The 19,211-nt window shown below is 69.5% G+C and carries 11 protein-coding genes and 1 pseudogene; 4 read left to right on the forward strand and 8 right to left on the reverse strand.

Features of this window, described 5'->3' with window-relative positions; genetic code table 11:
* The first annotated feature begins 178 nt into the window (after positions 1-178).
* The 3 genes and pseudogenes from U5O44_RS15055 to U5O44_RS15065 all read left to right on the forward strand — a co-directional run.
* Positions 179-358, forward strand: coding sequence for a hypothetical protein (locus U5O44_RS15055; RefSeq protein ID WP_322589259.1), 180 nt, complete (start codon positions 179-181; stop codon positions 356-358).
* A gap of 6 nt (positions 359-364) precedes the next feature.
* A complete protein-coding gene (locus U5O44_RS15060; RefSeq protein WP_322589260.1) occupies positions 365-3,115 on the forward strand; it encodes a DEAD/DEAH box helicase in 2,751 nt (916 codons plus the stop codon).
* A 5-nt stretch (positions 3,116-3,120) separates the two neighbouring features.
* Positions 3,121-3,372: pseudogene (locus tag U5O44_RS15065) on the forward strand (transposase domain-containing protein); the annotation flags it as partial.
* 32 nt (positions 3,373-3,404) lie between these two features.
* On the opposite strand, the gene U5O44_RS15070 reads toward U5O44_RS15065, so the two are convergent.
* Entirely contained in the window at positions 3,405-3,569 is a 165-nt protein-coding gene (locus tag U5O44_RS15070) for a hypothetical protein (protein ID WP_322589261.1), read from the reverse strand.
* 2 nt (positions 3,570-3,571) lie between these two features.
* On the opposite strand from U5O44_RS15070, the gene U5O44_RS15075 reads away from it, so the two are divergent.
* Positions 3,572-4,273, forward strand: a complete 702-nt coding sequence (locus U5O44_RS15075) for a 4'-phosphopantetheinyl transferase family protein (RefSeq protein WP_322589262.1) — start codon at positions 3,572-3,574, stop codon at positions 4,271-4,273.
* Positions 4,274-4,324: 51 nt separating this feature from the next.
* On the opposite strand, the gene U5O44_RS15080 is transcribed toward U5O44_RS15075, so the two are convergent.
* The 7 genes from U5O44_RS15080 to U5O44_RS15110 all read right to left on the reverse strand — a co-directional run bounded on the left by U5O44_RS15080 (position 4,325) and on the right by U5O44_RS15110 (position 19,210).
* Positions 4,325-5,806, reverse strand: coding sequence for an efflux transporter outer membrane subunit (locus U5O44_RS15080; RefSeq protein ID WP_322589263.1), 1,482 nt, complete (start codon positions 5,804-5,806; stop codon positions 4,325-4,327).
* 9 nt (positions 5,807-5,815) lie between these two features.
* Positions 5,816-9,007 carry an efflux RND transporter permease subunit gene (locus tag U5O44_RS15085; protein ID WP_322589264.1) on the reverse strand — a complete coding sequence of 1,064 codons (3,192 nt, stop codon included), beginning with the start codon at positions 9,005-9,007 and terminating at the stop codon, positions 5,816-5,818.
* Positions 9,004-10,083, reverse strand: a complete 1,080-nt coding sequence (locus U5O44_RS15090; RefSeq protein WP_322589265.1) for an efflux RND transporter periplasmic adaptor subunit — start codon at positions 10,081-10,083, stop codon at positions 9,004-9,006. The genes U5O44_RS15085 and U5O44_RS15090 overlap by 4 nt, the downstream gene beginning before the upstream one ends.
* A 124-nt stretch (positions 10,084-10,207) precedes the next feature.
* Entirely contained in the window at positions 10,208-10,408 is a 201-nt protein-coding gene (locus U5O44_RS15095) for an MbtH family NRPS accessory protein (RefSeq protein ID WP_322589266.1), read from the reverse strand.
* Positions 10,405-13,620: a non-ribosomal peptide synthetase gene (locus U5O44_RS15100; protein WP_322590504.1), complete on the reverse strand. Its 3,216-nt coding sequence runs from the start codon at positions 13,618-13,620 to the stop codon at positions 10,405-10,407. The genes U5O44_RS15095 and U5O44_RS15100 overlap by 4 nt, the downstream gene beginning before the upstream one ends.
* 18 nt (positions 13,621-13,638) lie before the next feature.
* Positions 13,639-14,964 carry an IS4 family transposase gene (locus U5O44_RS15105; protein ID WP_322588457.1) on the reverse strand — a complete coding sequence of 442 codons (1,326 nt, stop codon included), beginning with the start codon at positions 14,962-14,964 and terminating at the stop codon, positions 13,639-13,641.
* Positions 14,965-15,067: 103 nt separating this feature from the next.
* Positions 15,068-19,210, reverse strand: a complete 4,143-nt coding sequence (locus U5O44_RS15110; protein WP_322589267.1) for a non-ribosomal peptide synthetase — start codon at positions 19,208-19,210, stop codon at positions 15,068-15,070.
* Position 19,211 lies beyond the last annotated feature (1 nt).

Consider the following 19,211-nt stretch of genomic DNA (forward strand, 5'->3'; position numbering starts at 1 on the left):
GTCTCCCCGTCACCTCACCGGACAGACTTGTGTGTAATGGGATGACCTCTGGCACTTCGAGACCGGCCAGCCCGCCACCGGCGCCTTCGACTCGCCTCTGCTCGGCGTCCACGACGGCACCGCCATCTTCCTGCTCTACAACGGCATCCTCGGCGACCGCAAACCGCAAGGCGGCAATGTGCTGACCCTGCCCGTGCTCGCCCACCTCGACCAGCTCCTCGCCGACGCCATCCCGCCCGACCAGCCGCCCCCCGCCCGCAAGGTCATCTACGGCGAAATGACGCGCCTGAGCGAGTCGCGCCTCGCCGACGCCCGCGTCACCTTCCGCCAGATCCCCTACGACATCAAGGCGCGCTGAACCGCCATGGCCCTCTTCACCCTCAAGGACTACCAGCTCCGCGCCCTCGACGCCCTCGAAGGCTTCTTTCGCCGCCTGAACATCGTCGGCCGAGAGGCCGCCTGGGCCGAGGCGATGGCCGCCCGGCACGGCGCTGCGCCGCTGCCCGCCTACGACGCCCGCACGATGGGCGACACCCCGGCCGTGTGCGTGCGCCTGCCGACCGGCGGCGGCAAGACCACGCTGGCCGCCCACGCCGTGGCCCGCGTCGGCCACGCCTGCCTGGGCACGCAGGCGCCCGTCGCCCTGTGGCTGGTGCCCTCCACCACCATCCTCGTGCAGACCCTCGCGGCCCTGCGCATCCCCGGCAACCCCTGCCACGAAGGACTGGCCGAGCACTTCGGTGACCGCGTGCGTGTCTGTGCGCTCGACGAACTGGCGACCGTGGGCCCGCACGAACTCGGGGCCTCGGCCATCGTCGTCGTCGCCACCATCCAGTCGTTCAACGTCAAGGAAACCCGCCAGCGCAACGTCTATTCGGTGGACGAAGCGCTTGCACCGCATTTCCAGAACCTCGCCCCGCAGCAGACCGCTCGGCTGGAGAAAGTCAGTGCGGCCGATCTCGACAAGCAGCCCTACCTGACGCTGCAGGACATCGGCCGCGTCAAGTCCTCGCTGGCGAACTGGCTGGCGCTGCACCGCCCCCTCGTCATCGTCGACGAGGCGCACAACAACCGCACCCAGCAGGCGTTCGAGACCCTGAACCGGCTCGCGCCCGCCTGTCTGGTCGAGCTGACCGCCACGCCCGTGAAGGGCAGCAACGTCGTCTTCCACGTCGGCGCGCAGGAGCTGCAGCGCGAGGACATGATCAAGCTGCCGATCGTCCTCATGGAACACCCGACCGGCTGGCAGGAGGCCGTGCGCGACGCCATCCTGACCCGTGCCCGGCTGGAGCGGCTGGCCGAACAGCACGAGGTGGACTACCTCCGCCCTGTGCTGCTCTTCCAGGCACAACCCAAGGGCGGCGGCGAGGCCACGGTCGAGGCGCTGCTCGCCCACCTCACCTCGGCCGATGGCGAGAAGCTCCCGCGCCACGAAATCGCCGTGGCCACCGGCGACCAGAAGGAACTCGACGGCGTGCAGATCGGCTCACCCCTGTGCCCGATCCGCTACGTGGTGACGGTCGAAGCGTTGAAGGAGGGCTGGGACTGTCCGTTTGCCTATGTGCTGTGCAGCCTGCAGAACGTCCACAGCGCCAAGGACGTGGAGCAGCTCCTCGGCCGCGTGCTGCGAATGCCCTATGCCCGCCCGCGCAAGGCGGATGCGCTGAACAAGGCGTATGCCCATGTCGTCTCCGACCACACCGCCCGCGTCGCCGACGAACTCACGGACCGGCTGGTCAACAACATGGGCTTCGATGCGTATGAAGCGGTGCAGGCGATCGTGTCGGCCCAGATGCCACTGCCCGGTACCACCGATCCCGCTGTGGACGACGGCCCGCTGTTCGCGACGGCCACCAGCACGCCCCGTGTGCCCGACGCCATCGTCAGCCTGCCCGTGATGCCCAGCCAGCCGTTGCCGCCGGAGCTGGTGGGCTGCATCGAGCTTCGACCCACCACGGCCGGCGCGTCCGCTATCGTGCGCGGCGAGATCACGGAGGCGGTCGAAGCGTTCTTGCTGAGTGGCTGCACCGCGAAGCAGCAAACGGCTGTCACTGAGTCGATCCAGCGCGAGCGGCTGCGCCAGTCGGCCACGCTGGCACCGTCAGCGCTGGGTGTGCCGTTTGCGCCACTGCTGCAACTCGGGCTGGAATGGGACGGCGAATGGCAGCGGCTCGACCGCCGCCTGTGCGCCGAGCTGGGTGATTTCGACCTGTTCGCTGAGCCGGTGGCGCTGGCGGCGTTTGCGGTGGTCGAGCGGGGCCATGCGTTCGAAATCGGCGTCGAAGGAGGGCACGTCACGCTCACGGTCAAAGAAGCCGAGCAGCTCTACCTCAACGACGTGCCGGGGCAGATCACTGAACACGAGCTGGTGCGCTGGCTCGACCGCGAGTGCCGCCAGGTCGATCTGGCGCAGCCGGTGATGCTGCGCTGGCTGCTGGCCGTCGTGCTGCACCTTCAGCGTGACCGTGGCCTGTCCCTCACGGCGCTGGTGCGCAGCCGCTATCCACTGGCCGAGGCGCTGCGCCGCGACATCGAGCGCCGGCGGCAGAACGCGGTGGTGAAAGGGTTTCAGCAGGCGCTGCCGGGCTTGGTCGCCAGGGCAGCTGGATCGGCCAGATCACCCGAGACGCCGCGAAATGGCTTCACGTTCCACCCGGATCGGTACGCCGGGCGCCCACCGTTCTATGCGGGCCGCTACCGTTTCAGCAAGCACTACTACGGCAACGACCGCATCCACGACCTGCGCGAGCGGACCGAGATTGGCAAGCAACTGGGCGAGGAGTTCCTGTGCGCCCGGGCGATCGACATGGAACGGCGCGTGCGGCACTGGGTGCGCAACGTCGAGCGCGATGAGCGGTTCTCGTTCTGGCTCCCGACCGCGACGGGGTATTTCTACCCGGACTTCGTGGCCGAGCTGATCGACGGGCGGGTGATGGTCATCGAGTACAAGGGCGGCCAGCTCGCCACCAACGACGACTCCCGCCACAAGGCGCAGATCGGCGAGCACTGGGCGGCGCAGACCGGCGGGCTGTTCCTGATGGCCGTGTCGGCGGAGAAAGACCCGCAGGGGCGCGAGGTGGCGCAGCAGATCGCGGACCGCATTGAGGTAGCCTGACTTCCGTGGACAACAACTACCTCGAACGCCAGATCAAGCCCTGGGCCATGGGCCGCAAGGCCTGGTTATTCTGTGGCAGCGAACTCGCCGGCCAGCGCGCGGCCGTGGTCATGAGTCTGGTGCAGTCGGCCAAGCTCAACGGGATCGAACCCTGGGCCTATCTGCGCGACGTGCTCGATCGACTGCCCACCCACCTCAACAGCCGCATCGACGACTTGCTGCCCCATCGCTGGCAGCCTCTGCAAACACCCGGCTGATCAAGGGCGCCTGACGGGGGACCGCTGGCTGCTCACGCATCGACCGCAAACTGATCGAGGCTGGTTGGCAGGTGCTCTCCTTGCCCGCCGAGAACCTGCGTGATTGCCAGGTCAGCGTCGCGTATGCTGCCGGCATGTCCGATGTCACCTGTTTCACTGCCGTTGCCGTTGCTGCCGCCACTGCGTGCGCCGTTCACCGGTGAGTGACCTCGAAGCGCCCGCAGGCTGGGCCCTGCTGCGCCCTTGGTGGCCAGCGGGTGCCACTTGGCAGTGGCATCGGTTGGGCATGGGCTCGGTCTTGCCCTACAGCTTGCCGGCGCTTGAAGCCGTCGCAGTGGCGCGCGCTGTGCCGCAGCGCCAAGCCGAGTTTGCTGCCGGGCGCTGGTGCGCGCGGCAGGCGCTGCAGGCGCTGGGTGTGGCGCCGCAGCCGGTTCCTGCTGGTGCCGACCGCGCGCCGGTGTGGCCGGCTGGTGTGGTGGGCACCATCAGCCACGACGGCGGCTGGTGTGTGGCGGGGGTTGCCCGGTGCCCGCCTTGGCGTGGGCTGGGCATTGATGTGGAGCGGGTAGAGCGTTTTGGTGTCGGCTTGGAGACCACCGTGTGTACTCCCTTCGAGGTGCAGCGCCACCTGCAGCCCTGCGCAGCGTCCGAGCGGCGCGACGCGCTGGCGCGCATCTTCAGCTTCAAGGAGGCCGCCTTCAAGGCGCTCTACACCAGCGCACAGCAATGGATCGACTTTCAGGACGCCGAGCTGCTGGAGCTGCCCGCAGGTGACTGCGGTCCGACCCTGCTGCGCTTGCTGCGCCCGGTGGCCGCATGGCCGGCGGGGCAGCCGCTGGCCGGTGCCGTGGCGCTGGCGCAGGGGCGGGTGGTGTCGCTGCTGGCGCTGCCGGGGGCCTGATCCCGTCGCGGCGGGTTGACGGGGGACGCGCACTTCTACCGCGTGGGTTGTCTACCAGCTGCCGCCCATCACCCGGTACAAGGAGATCCAGGCGTTGGCCCGTGTCTGCTGCAGTTCAATGACGTTGGCGCGCGCCTGCGTGGCGGCGCGGCGTATCTGCTCCACCTCCAGCACCGAACTCAGGCCGCCCTGCAGCCTCTGCTCGGCCGCTGCCAGCGCCATGCCATAGCCCAGCGAGGACTGGCGCGCAAACAGTTCGCGCGGTCGAGTATTGTGCAGCGCAGCGAGCGTGTTTTCCACTTCTTCGGCCGCCTGCCGCACCTTGGCCAGGTACACCGTGCGGGCCTCGATCTGGCTGGCTTCGGCAGCAAGCACGCGCGCTTTGCGCACGCCTGCATCGAAGATCGGCAGCGTGATCTGCAGCGGGCCGAAAGACCATACTTGGCCGCTGAAGGTGACCTGTGGGGTGCTGAATCGGCTGTTGCCCACAGCGCCCTGAAGGCTCAGGGTGGGCCACTGCTGTGCGCGGGCGGCGGTTTCGTCGTAGCCAGCCGCCATCACGGCATAGGCCGCTTCGCGCAGATCCGGGCGGCGCATCAGCAGGTCGGCAGGCAGTTGTTCGGGCACCGTACCGGCAGGCGACGGTAGCTGGCCTGTGCGCCTGGCCAGCCTCTGGCGCAGTTCGGCTTCTTCCAGCGCGGTCAGCGTCACCAGGCTTTGCAGCAGGCGTTGGCATTGCATGTCGCGCGCCCGCAGAAGCGCGAGAGCTTGCGCCGCCGCTGCGCGTGCCAGGGCAGGCTGTTCGGACGAGAAGAAACCGGCATCGGCGGCGCTTTCGCTGACCCGCACGGTGATGTCGTGTGACTTCAGCTCCAGCTCGGCCAGCGCGCGCTGCGCTTCGCAGGCGCGCAGCGACACGTAGCTCTGCCCGGTCTCCGCCGCCACGCTCAGGCGCATGGCGTCCAGGGCCTGCTCGGCGCTGGCCAGGCGCGAGTGCTGCGCCGCGCTGCCAGCGCGGCCGGCGCCAAACAGATCCAGTTCCCAGCTGGCCTGCACGCCGCTGTTGCTAACCTGGCTCAAGGGCAGTTTTAGATCGGTCTTGCCGCGGCTGGCATTGGCGCTGCCCATCACCAACGGCATCCAGGCTGCGTCGGCGGCCACGCGTTCAGCGCGTGCACGTTCGATGCGCCCGCGTGCCGAGGCCACGACTGGACTGGCCCGCAAGGCGGCCTCCACCAGACCGGGCAGTTCATCGGTTTCCAGCTGCGCCCACCAGGCGGCGCGGGCCGCATGCTGGGCCGCTTCATCCAGCACGGGAGGGGTGGCCGGTGCGGACGCGGGTTCAAGTTGGCTGGGTGCGGTACCTGGCTGGGTGCTGTAGTCGAACGGGGCGACAGTGTTGGCTGCGGTCGGCCCGGCCAGCGCTGCTGTGGGCAACACCAGGCTTGCCACCAGCCATGCCTGCGACAACGCCGGCCCGCTGCGGCCGACGGGACGAGGCTGGAGGGTGGGATTCGTGGCGGGCGAGTTCATGGTGCGCAGTCAAGAATGGTCTGGGGAAGCGAACCGGCGACCCGCTGCCGAGGCGCTGTCGGATGGTCGACGGGCCTCAGCACGGCGCGATGACTTGCGGCGTGCAGCCTTCCGGCGAAGGGCACGGCGGCGTGCCTGCGCTTGCGCCCAGGCGGTGCGGGCCTCGGCCACCAGCAGGTATACAGCCGGCACTACCAGCAGACTCATCAACGTGGACGTGACGAGCCCGCCGATCACCACCACCGCCATCGGCGTGCGGAAGGCCGGGTCGGCGGCGCCCAGCCCCAGCGCCACCGGCAACATGCCGGCCGCCATGGCCAGCGTGGTCATGATCACCGGCCGTGCGCGTTTGTTGCACGCGTCCATGATGGCCGCGCGGTGCGACACGCGCCGGTTGCGCCGCGCCGTCAGCGCAAAGTCCACCAGCAGGATGGAATTCTTGGCCGCAATACCCATCAGCATGATCAGGCCGATGAGGACCGGCATCGAGACATCGCTGCCCGTCAGCAGCAGCGGCGCAAAAGCACCGGGCACAGCCAACACCAGCGCCACCAGAATGGTGCCGGGCTGCACGAAGCTGCGGAACAGCAGCACCAGCACGCCATAGACGCACAGCACGCCCGCCGTCATGGCCACGGCAAAGGCGGCGAACAGGTCGCCCATCACCTCGGCGTCGCCCACCGGCGCGCGGTTGATGCCCGCCGGCAGTTCGCGCATCGACGGCAGCGCGGTGACGCGTTGCTCCATGTCGCCCAGCGACAAGCCGTTGAGTTCCACCTCCACCGTCACCTGGCGTTGCCGGTTGCGGCGGTCAATTTGCGCCGGCGCTGCTTCCAATGACAGCGTGGCCACCTGCTGAATCGGCACCGGGCCGCGTGCGCCCGGCACGGGCAGCCGCTGCAGCAGGCTCAGGTCTTCACGCGCGGCCGCTGGCAGCCGCACCACCACCGGCACCTGGCGGTCGGCCAGGTTCAGCTTCGGCAACGCGGGGTCGTGGTCGCCGGCCGTGGCCACGCGCAGCGTGTCGGCCAGGGCCTGCGTGGTGACGCCCAGGTCAGCAGCGCGCAGCGCGTCCATGCGCACCACCACCTCGGTGCGCAGCAGGCTGGCACTGGACGACACGGCGCCCACGCCGGGCAGCTCGCGGATGTCTTGTTCCACCTGCCGGGCGTGTTCGGTCAGGCTGCGGCCGTCGTTGCCCGTCAGCACCACCTGGTAGCGGTCGCCGCCAGCGCCCATGCCCACGCGCACGCGCACGCCGGGCAGGTCAGCCAAGGCCACACGCGCCCGCGCCTCGACATCGCGGCGGGTGACGCCCTGGCGTTCATTGCGCGGCTTCAGGGTGACGGTGAGCACGGCGCGGCGCACATCAGCCAGCCCCTGCGGCGCGTAGGCGTTGCCGCCCGCCGCACCGCCGCCAATGGCCGTGTAGACCAGCAGCACCTCGGGTTGCTGCACCAGCGCACGGCGCGCACGCTCGGCCAGCGCCGCTGTTTCTTCCAGCGTTGAGCCGGGCGGTAGGGTCAGCGTGACCTGCGTTTGCGGCAGGTCGTCGGGCGGCAAGAAGCCCTTGGGTAGCGTCGGCACCAGGGCCAGCGTGCCCACCACGAAGGCGCCCGCCGCCAGCACCGTCAGCAGGCGGTGGTTCAGGCAGGCATCGGCGGCCTGCAGGTAGGCCTTCATCCAGCGCGGCGTGTGCACTTCGCGCACCGTGCCGGTGGGCCGCAACAGGTAGGCGCACATCATCGGCGTCAGCAGCCGCGCCACCAGCAGCGAGAACAGCACCGCAATGGCCGCCGTCCAGCCGAATTGTTCGAAGTAGCTGCCGATGACACCGGTCATGAAGGCGGTGGGCAAGAACACGGCCACCAGCGTGAAAGTGGTGGCAATGACGGCCAGGCCAATCTCGTCGGCCGCTTCCAGTGCTGCCTGCATCGGCGTCTTGCCTTGGCGCAGGTGGCGCATGATGTTTTCGATCTCGACGATGGCGTCGTCCACCAGAATGCCCACCACCAGCGACAGTGCCAGCAGGGTCAGCGCATTCAGCGTGAAGCCCAGCAGGTGCAGCACCGCAAACGTGGGCACCACCGACAGCGGCAGCGCCACGGCTGCGATCCAGGTGGCGCGCCATTCGCGCAGAAACAGCCACACCACCACCACCGCCAGCAAGGCACCTTCCAGCAGCATCTGAATCGAGGCTTCGTAGTTCTGCTGCACCGGCTTGACGAAGTCGAAGGCCTGCGTGAACACCACTCCCGGGTGCTGCGCGCGCAAGCCGTCTAACGTCTTGCGCACGCCAGCGGCAACGTCGATCTGGCTGGCGCCGCGCGTGCGGCCGATCTCGATGGCCACTGCCGGCTGGCCGTTCAGCAGCGCGGTGGAACGCCTCTCGGCCACGGTGTCAATGACCTGCGCAATATCGCCCAACCGAAGGCGCCGGCCGTCGGGCAGCACGATGTGCAGCAGCGCCAATTCAGACGCCGAGGCCACGCTGCCGGCGACGCGCAGCGACTGTTCGGCCTGGCCGAGTTGCGATCGCCCGGCCGCCGCGTCTTGCTGAACGTTGCGCAGCTGGCGCGACACCTGCGCGGCTGACACACCCAGCGCCACCAGCCGCTGCGGGTCGAGTTCTACCCGTATCTCGCGCTGCACACCGCCCACGCGTGTGACGGCGCCTACGCCGGGCACTTCGCGCAGCGCGCGTATCACCGTCTGGTCAATGAACCAGGACAGGCTTTCATCGTCCATCGTGGTGGCTGTGGCTGTGGCTGTGGCTGTGTAGGTCAGTATCGGCATCGCCGCCAGTTCCAGCCGCGTCACCACCGGTTCGCGCATGTCAGCCGGCAGGTCGCCGCGTGTGCGCGCCAGCACGTCACGCACGTCGGTCATCGCCTCTTGAATGCCTTTTTCGAGCCTGAACTCGGCGGCCACCACGGCGCCGCCTTCCACCACCGTGGCGGCGGTGTTCTTCAGCCCGGGAATGCTGGCTACGGCGGCTTCGACCTTGCGCACTACCTCGGTTTCCATCTGCGCCGGGCTGGCGCCGGGCAGCGCCAGAGCAATGCTGACCACCGGCAGGTCCACGTCGGGCATGTTCTGCACCTTCATGGCCTTGAAGGCCCAGACACCGGCGAAGGTGAGCAGCACAAACAGCATCACCGCCGGCACCGGCTGACGGATGGACCAGGCCGAAAAGTTCATGGCGCGGTGCCGACCACGCGCACCCGATCGCCTTCGCCCAACAGCGCTGCGCCGCGCGCCACCACGCTGGCTTCAGGAGCCAGGCCACCCGTCACTTCAACCAGCAGGCCCTGGCGCCGTCCAACGGTGACTTTGGCGAAGCGCACGCGTTGCTCGGCGTCCAGCCGCGCCACCATGTGAAAGCCGTCGCGCACCACCACTGCCGACTGCGGCAGCACCCACGAATTGCCGCCACCGACCAGAATCTCGCCGCGCACCAGCATGCCCGGGCGCAGTGCCGGGCTGGGCGGCAGGTCGACATAGACCAAGCCCTGACGGGTGATGGGGTCTACGGTGGGCGCCACCAGGCGCAACACACCGGGCAGCGCGCTGCCGTCGTCGAGCAGCACCCGCGTCGGCGTGCCGGGCGCCAGCCGCGCCATCTCGGCAGCGGGCACTTCTGCGCGCCATTCCAGCCGGCCGCCGCGGATGATGCGAAACATCTCCATGCCTGCAGGCACCACCGCGCCCAGCGTTGCCGAGCGCGCCGAAACGATGCCGTCGTCGGGCGCCAGCAGCTGGGCCTGGCTCAGGCGCAAGCGCTGCAGCTTCACGCTTTCACCCAAGGCCTTCACGCGTGCTGCGGTGGTGGTCTCGGCGGTGATTAACTGCTCGACCTGTTGTGTCGACAGCGCACCTGATTCGCCCACCTTGCGCGCTCGCTCGGCACTGCGCCGGGCCTCGGCTGCCGCAGCCTCGGCTTCGCCCATGTTGGCATGCAGTTGCGCCAGTTCCATGCCCATCATGTCGTCGTCGAATTCCAGCATCACTTCGTTGCGCTTCACGCGGCTGCCCACCTGCGCCAAGATGCGGGTGACGCGCAGGCCACCGGTTTTCGGGCTCACGCTGGCTTCTTGTGCGGCGGCCACGTTGCCGGTGGCCGCCAAGCCGCCGGCCACCGCCGCTTGGCGCACGCGCACTGTTTCAACGGCCATGGTGGCGCGCGCCGAGTTGGTGCCGGGTGCGGTGGTGCTGTTCTCTTTGCCAGCGCCCTGCGCCCATGACAGTGACGGTGGCAGCAACAGTGCCAGCACCACGGCAAGCAGCGCAGCCGCACGGGGCGTGCAGCGCCAGAGCCAAAACACAAAGGGGGCAGTCATGTCGGGTGGCGAGCCAGTGGCAGCGGGCACCGGGCGCTGCAAGCACCTCTGCTGCCGGGTTTCAAGGTTTGGCAACTGCGGGCTGCAGCGCGACCCAGTGGCGGTCAACCCAGGCTGCACAGGCTTGCTGCGTGCCCTCCGGGCCGACTTCACGCCAGCCCGCAGGCATGGGCGAAGAGGCCGGCCACAGGCTGTGTTCACCTTGGTTGTTGACCAGCACGATCCAGGGCGCTTCGGCGTCAGAGGGTACGGGCTTGTTCATGGTGTCGTGGTCCGAAGGAATTTCTTGATGTTGTTTTCGGTCTCAAGTTGCTTCAACAACAGGCTGGCCAGTCGCGGCGCCCAGGCTGCCGTGACAAGCTGCTCGTGATCGGCGGGCAGGTCGTGGGTGTTGATACAACCGGGCGCAGCCAGCGGCGCCCAGTCATCCAGCGCGCGCTCGCGGTGCAGCGCCCGCACCTGCAGCGTTGGTGCTGCGCAAAAATGGGGCCGGTGCGCCTGGCTCAACAGCGCCAAGGTCTGCGCCGTGCCGACCAGGCGCGCGGCATCGTCAGCCGATTGCAACGGTGGCAAGGGCGTGCCCTTGGCACCCGCAGAGGCCAGCCCGAAGTGCGTGCTTGCGGCCAGCAGCAGCGCGTTGCCGTCCAGCGTCTGCGCGTCGATGGAGCCCGGCAGCGGGCTGTCCAGCAACGTCAGCAGCTCCACTTCTTCCCCCGCCTGATGCAATTGACGAGCAATTTCTTGCGCCGCGATGCCGCCCAATGAATAGCCCAGCAGTCGATAAGGCCCTGAAGGCTGCACGCTGCGGATGGCCTGCAGGTAGTCGTTCACCAGGTCGGCCATGCGGGTGTGGGGCTGTTCGCCCTGCATCAGCCCGCGGGCCTGCAACGCCCACACGGGCTGGTCGGCGGGCAGCGCCTGGGCCAGCGGCGCAAAGCACCAAGCCCAGCCCGACTGCGGGTGCACGCAGAACAGCGGCCGTGCGGTGCCGTGCCGGCGCAGTGGCACCAGCAGCCGCAGATGCGCGGGGCTGTCGCTGTCTTTTCCGCAACGCAGTCGCTCGGCGGTGCTGGCCAGCGTGGGCGCGGCCAGCAGATGCGCCAGCGACAAGCGGTCTTCGTTCGCGGCCAAGCCCCATTCGTGCGCGGCCCGGTTGCAGGCCTGCACCAGCCGAATGGCCAGCAGAGAATGGCCGCCGAGGTCAAAGAAGGAGTCGTGGCGGCCTACGCGCGGCACACCCAGCACCTGCTGCCACAGCAGCGCCAGGCGTTCTTCCAGCGCGCCCTCGGGCGGTACAAAGGCGGTGCTGGCGGCCAGCGCCTGTGGTGCGGGCAGGGCGCGGCGGTCGAGCTTGCCGTTGGCGGTGATGGGCAATGCCGGCAGCGCGATGAAGTCTTGCGGCAGCATGTGGCGCGGCAGGCGATCGGCCAGCCAGGCGCGCAGGTCGGTGAAGTCGATGGTGTCGGTTGTGTCGGTGCCATCTTGCAGCACCACATAAGCCACCAGCCGCGCAGGCTGGCCGGGCGCTGCCCAGGGCACTACAGCGGCCTGTCGCACGGTGGGGTGCAGCAGCAGCGCGGCCTGCACCTCGCCGGTCTCGATGCGGAAGCCGCGGATCTTCACCTGCTCGTCGTCGCGGCCCAGAAATTCAAGCTGACCGTCGGCGCGCCAGCGTGCCCGGTCGCCCGTGCGGTACAGGCGAGAGCCCGGCGGGCCGTAGGGGTCGGCCACAAAGCGTCGCGCCGTGTCGCCCGGGCGGCCCAGATAACCCCGCGCCAGGCCGGCGCCAGCCAGCGCCAGTTCACCAATCACCCCTGGCGGGCACAGCCGGCCCAGGCGGTCCAGCACATAGGCGCGGTAGTTGGCCAGTGCGGCGCCAATGGGCAGCACCGAAGGCAGCGGCCCCGTGTCAGGCACGCGCCAGGCAGTGGCCTCGATGCAGGCCTCGGTAGGCCCATAGATGTTCCACAGCGCCACGCCCGGCAGCCGCTGGCGCAGCTTCAGCGCCAGCGCGGGCGCAAAAGGCTCGCCGCCCAGCATCAGGCGCTTCAGCGAAGGCACGCCGGCGGGCGGCAGCGCGTCACACACGGCGTCGATGAAACTGGGCACCGAATTGACATCCGAGACCTGCTGCTCGGTCAACAGTTGCCAGAACGCGCGCGCATCCAGCTGCCCCAAAGCCGGTGCAATGACCACCGCCGCGCCATGCAGCAGCGGCAGCAGCAACTGCTCGATGGAGACGTCAAAACCCACCGACACCCCGGCCAGGATGCGGCTGCCCGGGCCCACCGGCGCATGTGTGCGGCGGGCAAAGGCCAGGTTCAAGGCGGCAGCGTGTGACACGCCCACGGGCTTGGGCATGCCGGTGGAGCCCGAGGTGTAGATGAGGTAGGCCAGGTCCGAGGGTGAGACCTCGGGCGCGTCAAAACCTGACGCCGCAGCAGGCGGCACATCCAAGGCCGACAGCGCAGCCAAAGCCGCATCGGGCAAGCGCGCACAGTGCAGCCCCAGTGTTGCAGACCCGTCAATCAGCAGTGCTGGCAGCGCATCGTCCAGCAGCATCTGCAAACGTGCCGTCGGGTAGCTGCAGTCCAGCGGCATGTACACCGCACCGGCCTTCAGCACGGCCAGGAAAGCGACCACGGTGGCGGCGCTGCGCGGCAGTGCCACGGCCACCACGGGTTGTTCGCCGTCACGGCGGGCCACGGCGGGCAGGCAAGCCGCATGCGCCACCAGCGCCACCCGAATGTGAGCCGCCAGCGCATCGGCCTGCGTCGCCAGTTGCGCATAGCTCAGGCACAGCGCGCCGTCGAGCACTGCCGGCGCTGCAGGCTGCAGCCACACCTGCTCGGCCAGCCGCGCGTGCAGCGTCTGTGCCGGCACTTCCAGCGGCGGCGGGTTGAAGGCCAGAAGGCGGTCACGCTCAGCGGCTTGCAGCAGGTCCAGCCTGCTGCAGGCGGTGTCGGCATCGGCGGGAGTGTTGGCCAGCGCGGCCAGGGCGCTGTGCATCAGGCGCGCCAGCAGGGCCGCGTCGGCCGGGGCAGTGGCCTGCACCGCCAGTGAAAGGCTGCTGCCGTCGTCGTCAACCGCCATCGCCAGCGGGTAGCCGGTGCGTTCCTGCGCCCACACCAACTCGGCGCCGGGCAGCCCAGGGCCCTGGCCGGCGGCGTGCTGCCGGTGGTTGAACAGTGCGGTAAACAGCGGCGTGGGCGCGACCACACCGCTGCAGCGCTGGGCCAGTGCCAGTGGCGCTTGGTCATGCCGCAGCAGGCCCGCCAGCGAGGCCTGCACTTGGCGCGCGGCCTCGCGCAAGGGCTGGTCGGCCAGCCGCACACGCAAGGGCAGCGTGTTGATGAGCATGCCCATGGCTTGCGCCAGGCCGGGCCGGCTGCGGCCCAGCAGCACGGTGCCGAATGCCACGTCGTCGCGGCCGGTGCAGCGGGCCAGCACCAAGGCCCAGGCCAGGTGCAGCAGCGCTGAGAGGCATCCCTTTCAAGGTGATCGCCCGGAAGCCTTGAGAAGTCGAGCGGTGGAGAAATGAGATCGGGCAGTTCGGCCATCGACCCAACCCTTGGAGGCGGCCACCTTGGGCCCGCGCTTGGCCGTGGCGAGCTTCTTGGCCGGCAGGTGCATGGCCAGCTCCAGCAGGCGCCGCGCCAGGCGTTCGGGCGAAGGCTCGGCCCGATCGGACCAGCACTGGGCCGGCACCGCCACGAGCAGGCCCTCGAAGCCCTGCTTGACGTGCTGCGCCAGATGGAAGGTGGAGACCTCCAGCTCGGGCAGGGCGGGCCGGTGCGCCTGCTCGATCACCGCCTGCAGCAGCGCCAGGACGTTGTAGGCCAGCACCGCCACGGTGAACCCGAGCAGCGCCGCGCGCGGGTGCCCCAGGGTCTTGATCTCGCTGTCGAGCACCGACTCCAGCCGCCCGAACAGGCCCTCGATGCGCCAGCGCTTGCGGTACAGCGCAGCGATCGTGGTCGCCTCCACCGTCGCGGGCAGATTGCTCCACAGCCTCAGTGTCGTGCGGCCCGACTCGGTGGGCTCGTCCAGCTCGATCTCGATGCAGCGCCACGGCGTGCAGGGCTGTGCCTGCCCGCGCACGGCCCGCAGCGTGATGGCGCACTCCCGCACACAGCCCGTGTCCATGCGCACCGCCTCGCTCCACGCCCCGCGTTCGCCCACCCTCGGGTGGCGCCCATGCTCACGCACGATGAAGCTCGCCGCCGCGTCCTGCCAGCCCTGCAGCAGTGCGCGCGTGCAGAAGTGGCTGTCGGCCACCCACAGATCCCCGGGCTCGGCCCCCGCCACCAGCGGCATCACCCCCACCCGCTCGCTCTCGTACGCGTCTTCGCACGCCACCAGATCCCGCACCAGCGCCTCGTCCGGGTCGTACACCACCAGCGCGTGCCCCGGCAGCGCCGCGCCACGCCGACCACGCAACACCCCCAGCCTCTTCTCGCTGCGCCCCAGGTGGTTGCCGTCCACCACCCTCAGCCTCCACCCCGGCAAACTCCTCGGCCTGTCCAGGCTGCCCATCACCGGCCCCAGCCGCTGCGCGCTGCCCTGCACCAGCGCCCTGAGCAACTCCGGCCTCGTCCCGCTGACCTTCCCGTACAGCGCCGCCAGCGACACCGGCAAACTTCGGCTCTGCATGGCCGCCGCGTGCAGCGACGGCCTCAGCCCCAGCGTCACCAGTGTCATCAACTCCACCACCGTCGAGAACATCAGCGTCCTGGCGTACTGCTGCCCGCGGTGCGCCTCGAACACCTCGTCGATCCACTGCGCCGGCAGCGCCTCCTCCAGAACCATGCGCGCCATCACGCTCGCCGGCGTCTGCTGCTCGAACCGCTCAATCACCGCTTCCCAGATCTCAGTCTCCTGTTGGCCTTTCCTTCCTGCAGCTTACCGACTCTGGGGGGACTCACCTTGAAAGGGATGGCGCTGAGAGGCTGACGTCCAGCTGCCGTGCGCGCAGCCGCGCAGCAGCGGCCAGTGCGTCGGTCAGTGCCAGGCGGTGCTCTTGTAGAACCATTCCCGGGTCGGCCAGGGTATCCAGGCCAAACGGGGTGGTGGGGGCCAGCATGTCGGCCAGTTCGGCGTTGAAGTAAGCCTCTTGCGCGGCCACGGCTTCGGCCGTGTGCTGTCGGCTCAAGCGCCAGGCGATTTCTCGCAGCGGCAGCGGTGCCGGCAGCAACGCGGTGGGGTCTGCCGCGTTTTCGCCCGTGCCTGCGCCCAGCACTGCAGCTTCGTGCATCACCATCTGCATCGAAAGATGGTCCAGCACCAGGTGGTGCAGCAGCACGCCCAGCAGCCAGCGGCCCGCAGTCCCATGCCCTGGGTCGGGCAGGGCCAGCAGCCGCAGCAGCGGCGCTTGCGCCAGGTTCAGGCGCTGCCGTGTCGGGTCCATCGCCGCTTGCAGGGTGCGCAGCGCCTGGCCGTCGGCAACCGGCTGCAGTGGTAGCAGTGGTGGCTCGGCCTGGCGCAGCACCACCTGCACGCCGCTGTCCAGACCTTGCCAGACGACGGCGGTGCGCAAGATGTCGTGCCGCGCCACCACGGCGCGCAGCCCGGCCACGGCGCGCAGCAGCGAGGCTTCGTCTTGGAACGCCAGCACAAAAGGCGTCAGGAACACGTCGCCTTCGGTCTGGCGCATGTGGTGGAACAGCATGCCCTGCTGCAGCGGCCCCAGCGGGCACAGGTCCTGGATGTTGGCGGCACCGCCGGGCACTTGCGCGGCGATTGCGTCAAGCTGGGCTTGCGTCAGCACCAGGCTGGCCGGCAGCAACGCGGGCGACAAGCGCTGCAGGCCCTCAGGGATGGGCTGCGGTGCGTCAGCACGGTCTTCGGCTTCATCCAGCGGCGTGCAGGCGGCGGCCAGCGCTTGCAGCGTAGGCTCGGCAAACACGCTGGCCAGGTCCAGCTCCCAGCCGTCCTGGCGCAGCCGCTCCACCATGCCGATGGCCAGCAGAGAATGGCCGCCGAGGTCAAAGAAGGAGTCGTGGCGGCCTACGCGCGGCACACCCAGCACCTGCTGCCACAGCAGCGCCAGGCGTTCTTCCAGCGCGCCCTCGGGCGGTACAAAGGCGGTGCTGGCGGCCAGCGCCTGTGGTGCGGGCAGGGCGCGGCGGTCGAGCTTGCCGTTGGCGGTGATGGGCAATGCCGGCAGCGCGATGAAGTCTTGCGGCAGCATGTGGCGCGGCAGGCGATCGGCCAGCCAGGCGCGCAGGTCGGTGAAGTCGATGGTGTCGGTTGTGTCGGTGCCATCTTGCAGCACCACATAAGCCACCAGCCGCGCAGGCTGGCCGGGCGCTGCCCAGGGCACTACAGCGGCCTGTCGCACGGTGGGGTGCAGCAGCAGCGCGGCCTGCACCTCGCCGGTCTCGATGCGGAAGCCGCGGATCTTCACCTGCTCGTCGTCGCGGCCCAGAAATTCAAGCTGACCGTCGGCGCGCCAGCGTGCCCGGTCGCCCGTGCGGTACAGGCGAGAGCCCGGCGGGCCGTAGGGGTCGGCCACAAAGCGTCGCGCCGTGTCGCCCGGGCGGCCCAGATAACCCCGCGCCAGGCCGGCGCCAGCCAGCGCCAGTTCACCAATCACCCCTGGCGGGCACAGCCGGCCCAGGCGGTCCAGCACATAGGCGCGGTAGTTGGCCAGTGCGGCGCCAATGGGCAGCACCGAAGGCAGCGGCCCCGTGTCAGGCACGCGCCAGGCAGTGGCCTCGATGCAGGCCTCGGTAGGCCCATAGATGTTCCACAGCGCCACGCCCGGCAGCCGCTGGCGCAGCTTCAGCGCCAGCGCGGGCGCAAAAGGCTCGCCGCCCAGCATCAGGCGCTTCAGCGAAGGCACGCCGGCGGGCGGCAGCGCGTCACACACGGCGTCGATGAAACTGGGCACCGAATTGACATCCGAGACCTGCTGCTCGGTCAACAGTTGCCAGAACGCGCGCGCATCCAGCTGCCCCAAAGCCGGTGCAATGACCACCGCCGCGCCATGCAGCAGCGGCAGCAGCAACTGCTCGATGGAGACGTCAAAACCCACCGACACCCCGGCCAGGATGCGGCTGCCCGGGCCCACCGGCGCATGTGTGCGGCGGGCAAAGGCCAGGTTCAAGGCGGCAGCGTGTGACACGCCCACGGGCTTGGGCATGCCGGTGGAGCCCGAGGTGTAGATGAGGTAGGCCAGGTCCGAGGGTGAGACCTCGGGCGCGTCAAAACCTGACGCCGCAGCAGGCGGCACATCCAAGGCCGACAGCGCAGCCAAAGCCGCATCGGGCAAGCGCGCACAGTGCAGCCCCAGTGTTGCAGACCCGTCAATCAGCAGTGCTGGCAGCGCATCGTCCAGCAGCATCTGCAAACGTGCCGTCGGGTAGCTGCAGTCCAGCGGCATGTACACCGCACCGGCCTTCAGCACGGCCAGGAAAGCGACCACGGTGGCGGCGCTGCGCGGCAGTGCCACGGCCACCACGGGTTGTTCGCCGTCACGGCGGGCCACGGCGGGCAGGCAAGCCGCATGCGCCACCAGCGCCACCCGAATGTGAGCCGCCAGCGCATCGGCCTGCGTCGCCAGTTGCGCATAGCTCAGGCACAGCGCGCCGTCGAGCACTGCCGGCGCTGCAGGCTGCAGCCACACCTGCTCGGCCAGCCGCGCGTGCAGCGTCTGTGCCGGCACTTCCAGCGGCGGCGGGTTGAAGGCCAGCAACTGCGCACGCTCAGCGGCATCCACCGTGGCCAGCTCAGCCATCGTCACGCGTTTGCCAAAGCAGAAACGCTCGATCACATGCGCCAGCCGACGCAGCAGCGCGGCCATGTCGTCAGCGCTGGCAAAGGCGGGATCCCAGGGGCAGGTCACATCCAGCCGCTGTTCCTGCACCAAATCGCTGACCAGAAAAGGCAGCGGCACGATGGCGGCCGGCAACGCCTCGTGCAGGCTCACGTCCAGTCCTTCTGCGGACCCGCTGAGCACGGGCCCGGTGAAGTGCATGTACGACAGGCTGGCGTCAAACAGGCGCGGCAGGCCGCGTGCGCCCAGCCCGATTTCGCGCGCCAGTGCATCCATGGGGGTGCGCTGGTGCCGGTAGTCGATGTCAAGCGCAGCCGAGGTGGCCTTCACCACCTCGTTGACCGTGTCGTCGTCGCGCCAGCGGCAGCGGGCCGGCATGGCAGTGGCGAAATGGCCCAGCACCTGCTGGGTGTGGCGGTTGCGCCGGTGCAGGGCGATGCCCAGCGTCACGTCGTTGCGGTCGAAGTACGTGCCCAGCGCCATGGCCACGGCGACGGTCATGGCGCGCTGGGGTGTGACGCCTGCGCGCTGGCAGGCGGCTACCCAGGCCGTGTAGGCGGTGCCTTCCAGGCGCAGGCGCTGCGGCTCGGCCACGGGTTGCAGCGGCACGACCGGGCGCGGGCGCGGCGCCAGCAGAGGTGGCGGCAGAGGGTCGAAGCGGCGGCGCCAATGCGCCAGGTCCACCGCCGCTTGGGGCGTGCTTTCGTAGACGCGGTCGGCCTCCAGAGTGCCGACAAAGCTGCTGTCGGCGGGTGACCCTGTGCAGGAGACTACAGTTGAGGCTGCCCCGCTTTGCTGGCGCATGTGCCGGTACAGCTCGGCCCAGCCGTTGATGGCCAGCAGCAGGCCCACGTGGTCCAGCAACAGGTGGTGGGCGCGGAACAGCAGCTCGACATGGGCCGGCCCGCAGGGCAGGGCGTCCACCACGAACAGCGGGCCACCACCCAGCTTCAGCGGCTGGTCCATCAGCGTGGCCTGCCAGGCCTGCACATCGGCGCCGCTGGCCTCGCACGGCGGGTGGGCGCGCAGGATGTCGCTGAGCTGTCGGCGCACGCGCTGTCGCGGCTCTGCAGCGTCGATCTCCAAGCGCAGCCCGTCGTGCTGCTGTTGCAGCAGAGCCAGGGCGCGCATGGCCAGCTCGGTGTCCCAATGGCCCACCAGACGCATGCGAGCCGCCACCAGGTAGGCGCGGGCGTCGGTTCCCAGCCGCTGGTCCATCCAGATCACGCGCTGGGCGTTGGACAGGCGCAGCCAGGCGCCGTACAGCTCGTTTTCGTTTGGTTTCATG

Origin of the sequence: Sphaerotilus sp., from assembly GCF_034519685.1 — a bacterium.
Lineage (GTDB): Bacteria > Pseudomonadota > Gammaproteobacteria > Burkholderiales > Burkholderiaceae_C > Sphaerotilus.

What these genes read in the sequence shown, in the direction of transcription:
- U5O44_RS15060 (WP_322589260.1), top strand. Translation starts at nt 365, where the DNA reads ATGGCCCTCTTCACCCTCAAGGACTACCAGCTCCGCGCCCTCGACGCC.
- U5O44_RS15080 (WP_322589263.1), bottom strand. Translation starts at nt 5,806, where the DNA reads ATGAACTCGCCCGCCACGAATCCCACCCTCCAGCCTCGTCCCGTCGGC.
- U5O44_RS15085 (WP_322589264.1), bottom strand. Translation starts at nt 9,007, where the DNA reads ATGAACTTTTCGGCCTGGTCCATCCGTCAGCCGGTGCCGGCGGTGATG.
- U5O44_RS15095 (WP_322589266.1), bottom strand. Translation starts at nt 10,408, where the DNA reads ATGAACAAGCCCGTACCCTCTGACGCCGAAGCGCCCTGGATCGTGCTG.
- U5O44_RS15105 (WP_322588457.1), bottom strand. Translation starts at nt 14,964, where the DNA reads ATGGCGCGCATGGTTCTGGAGGAGGCGCTGCCGGCGCAGTGGATCGAC.
- U5O44_RS15110 (WP_322589267.1), bottom strand. Translation starts at nt 19,210, where the DNA reads ATGAAACCAAACGAAAACGAGCTGTACGGCGCCTGGCTGCGCCTGTCC.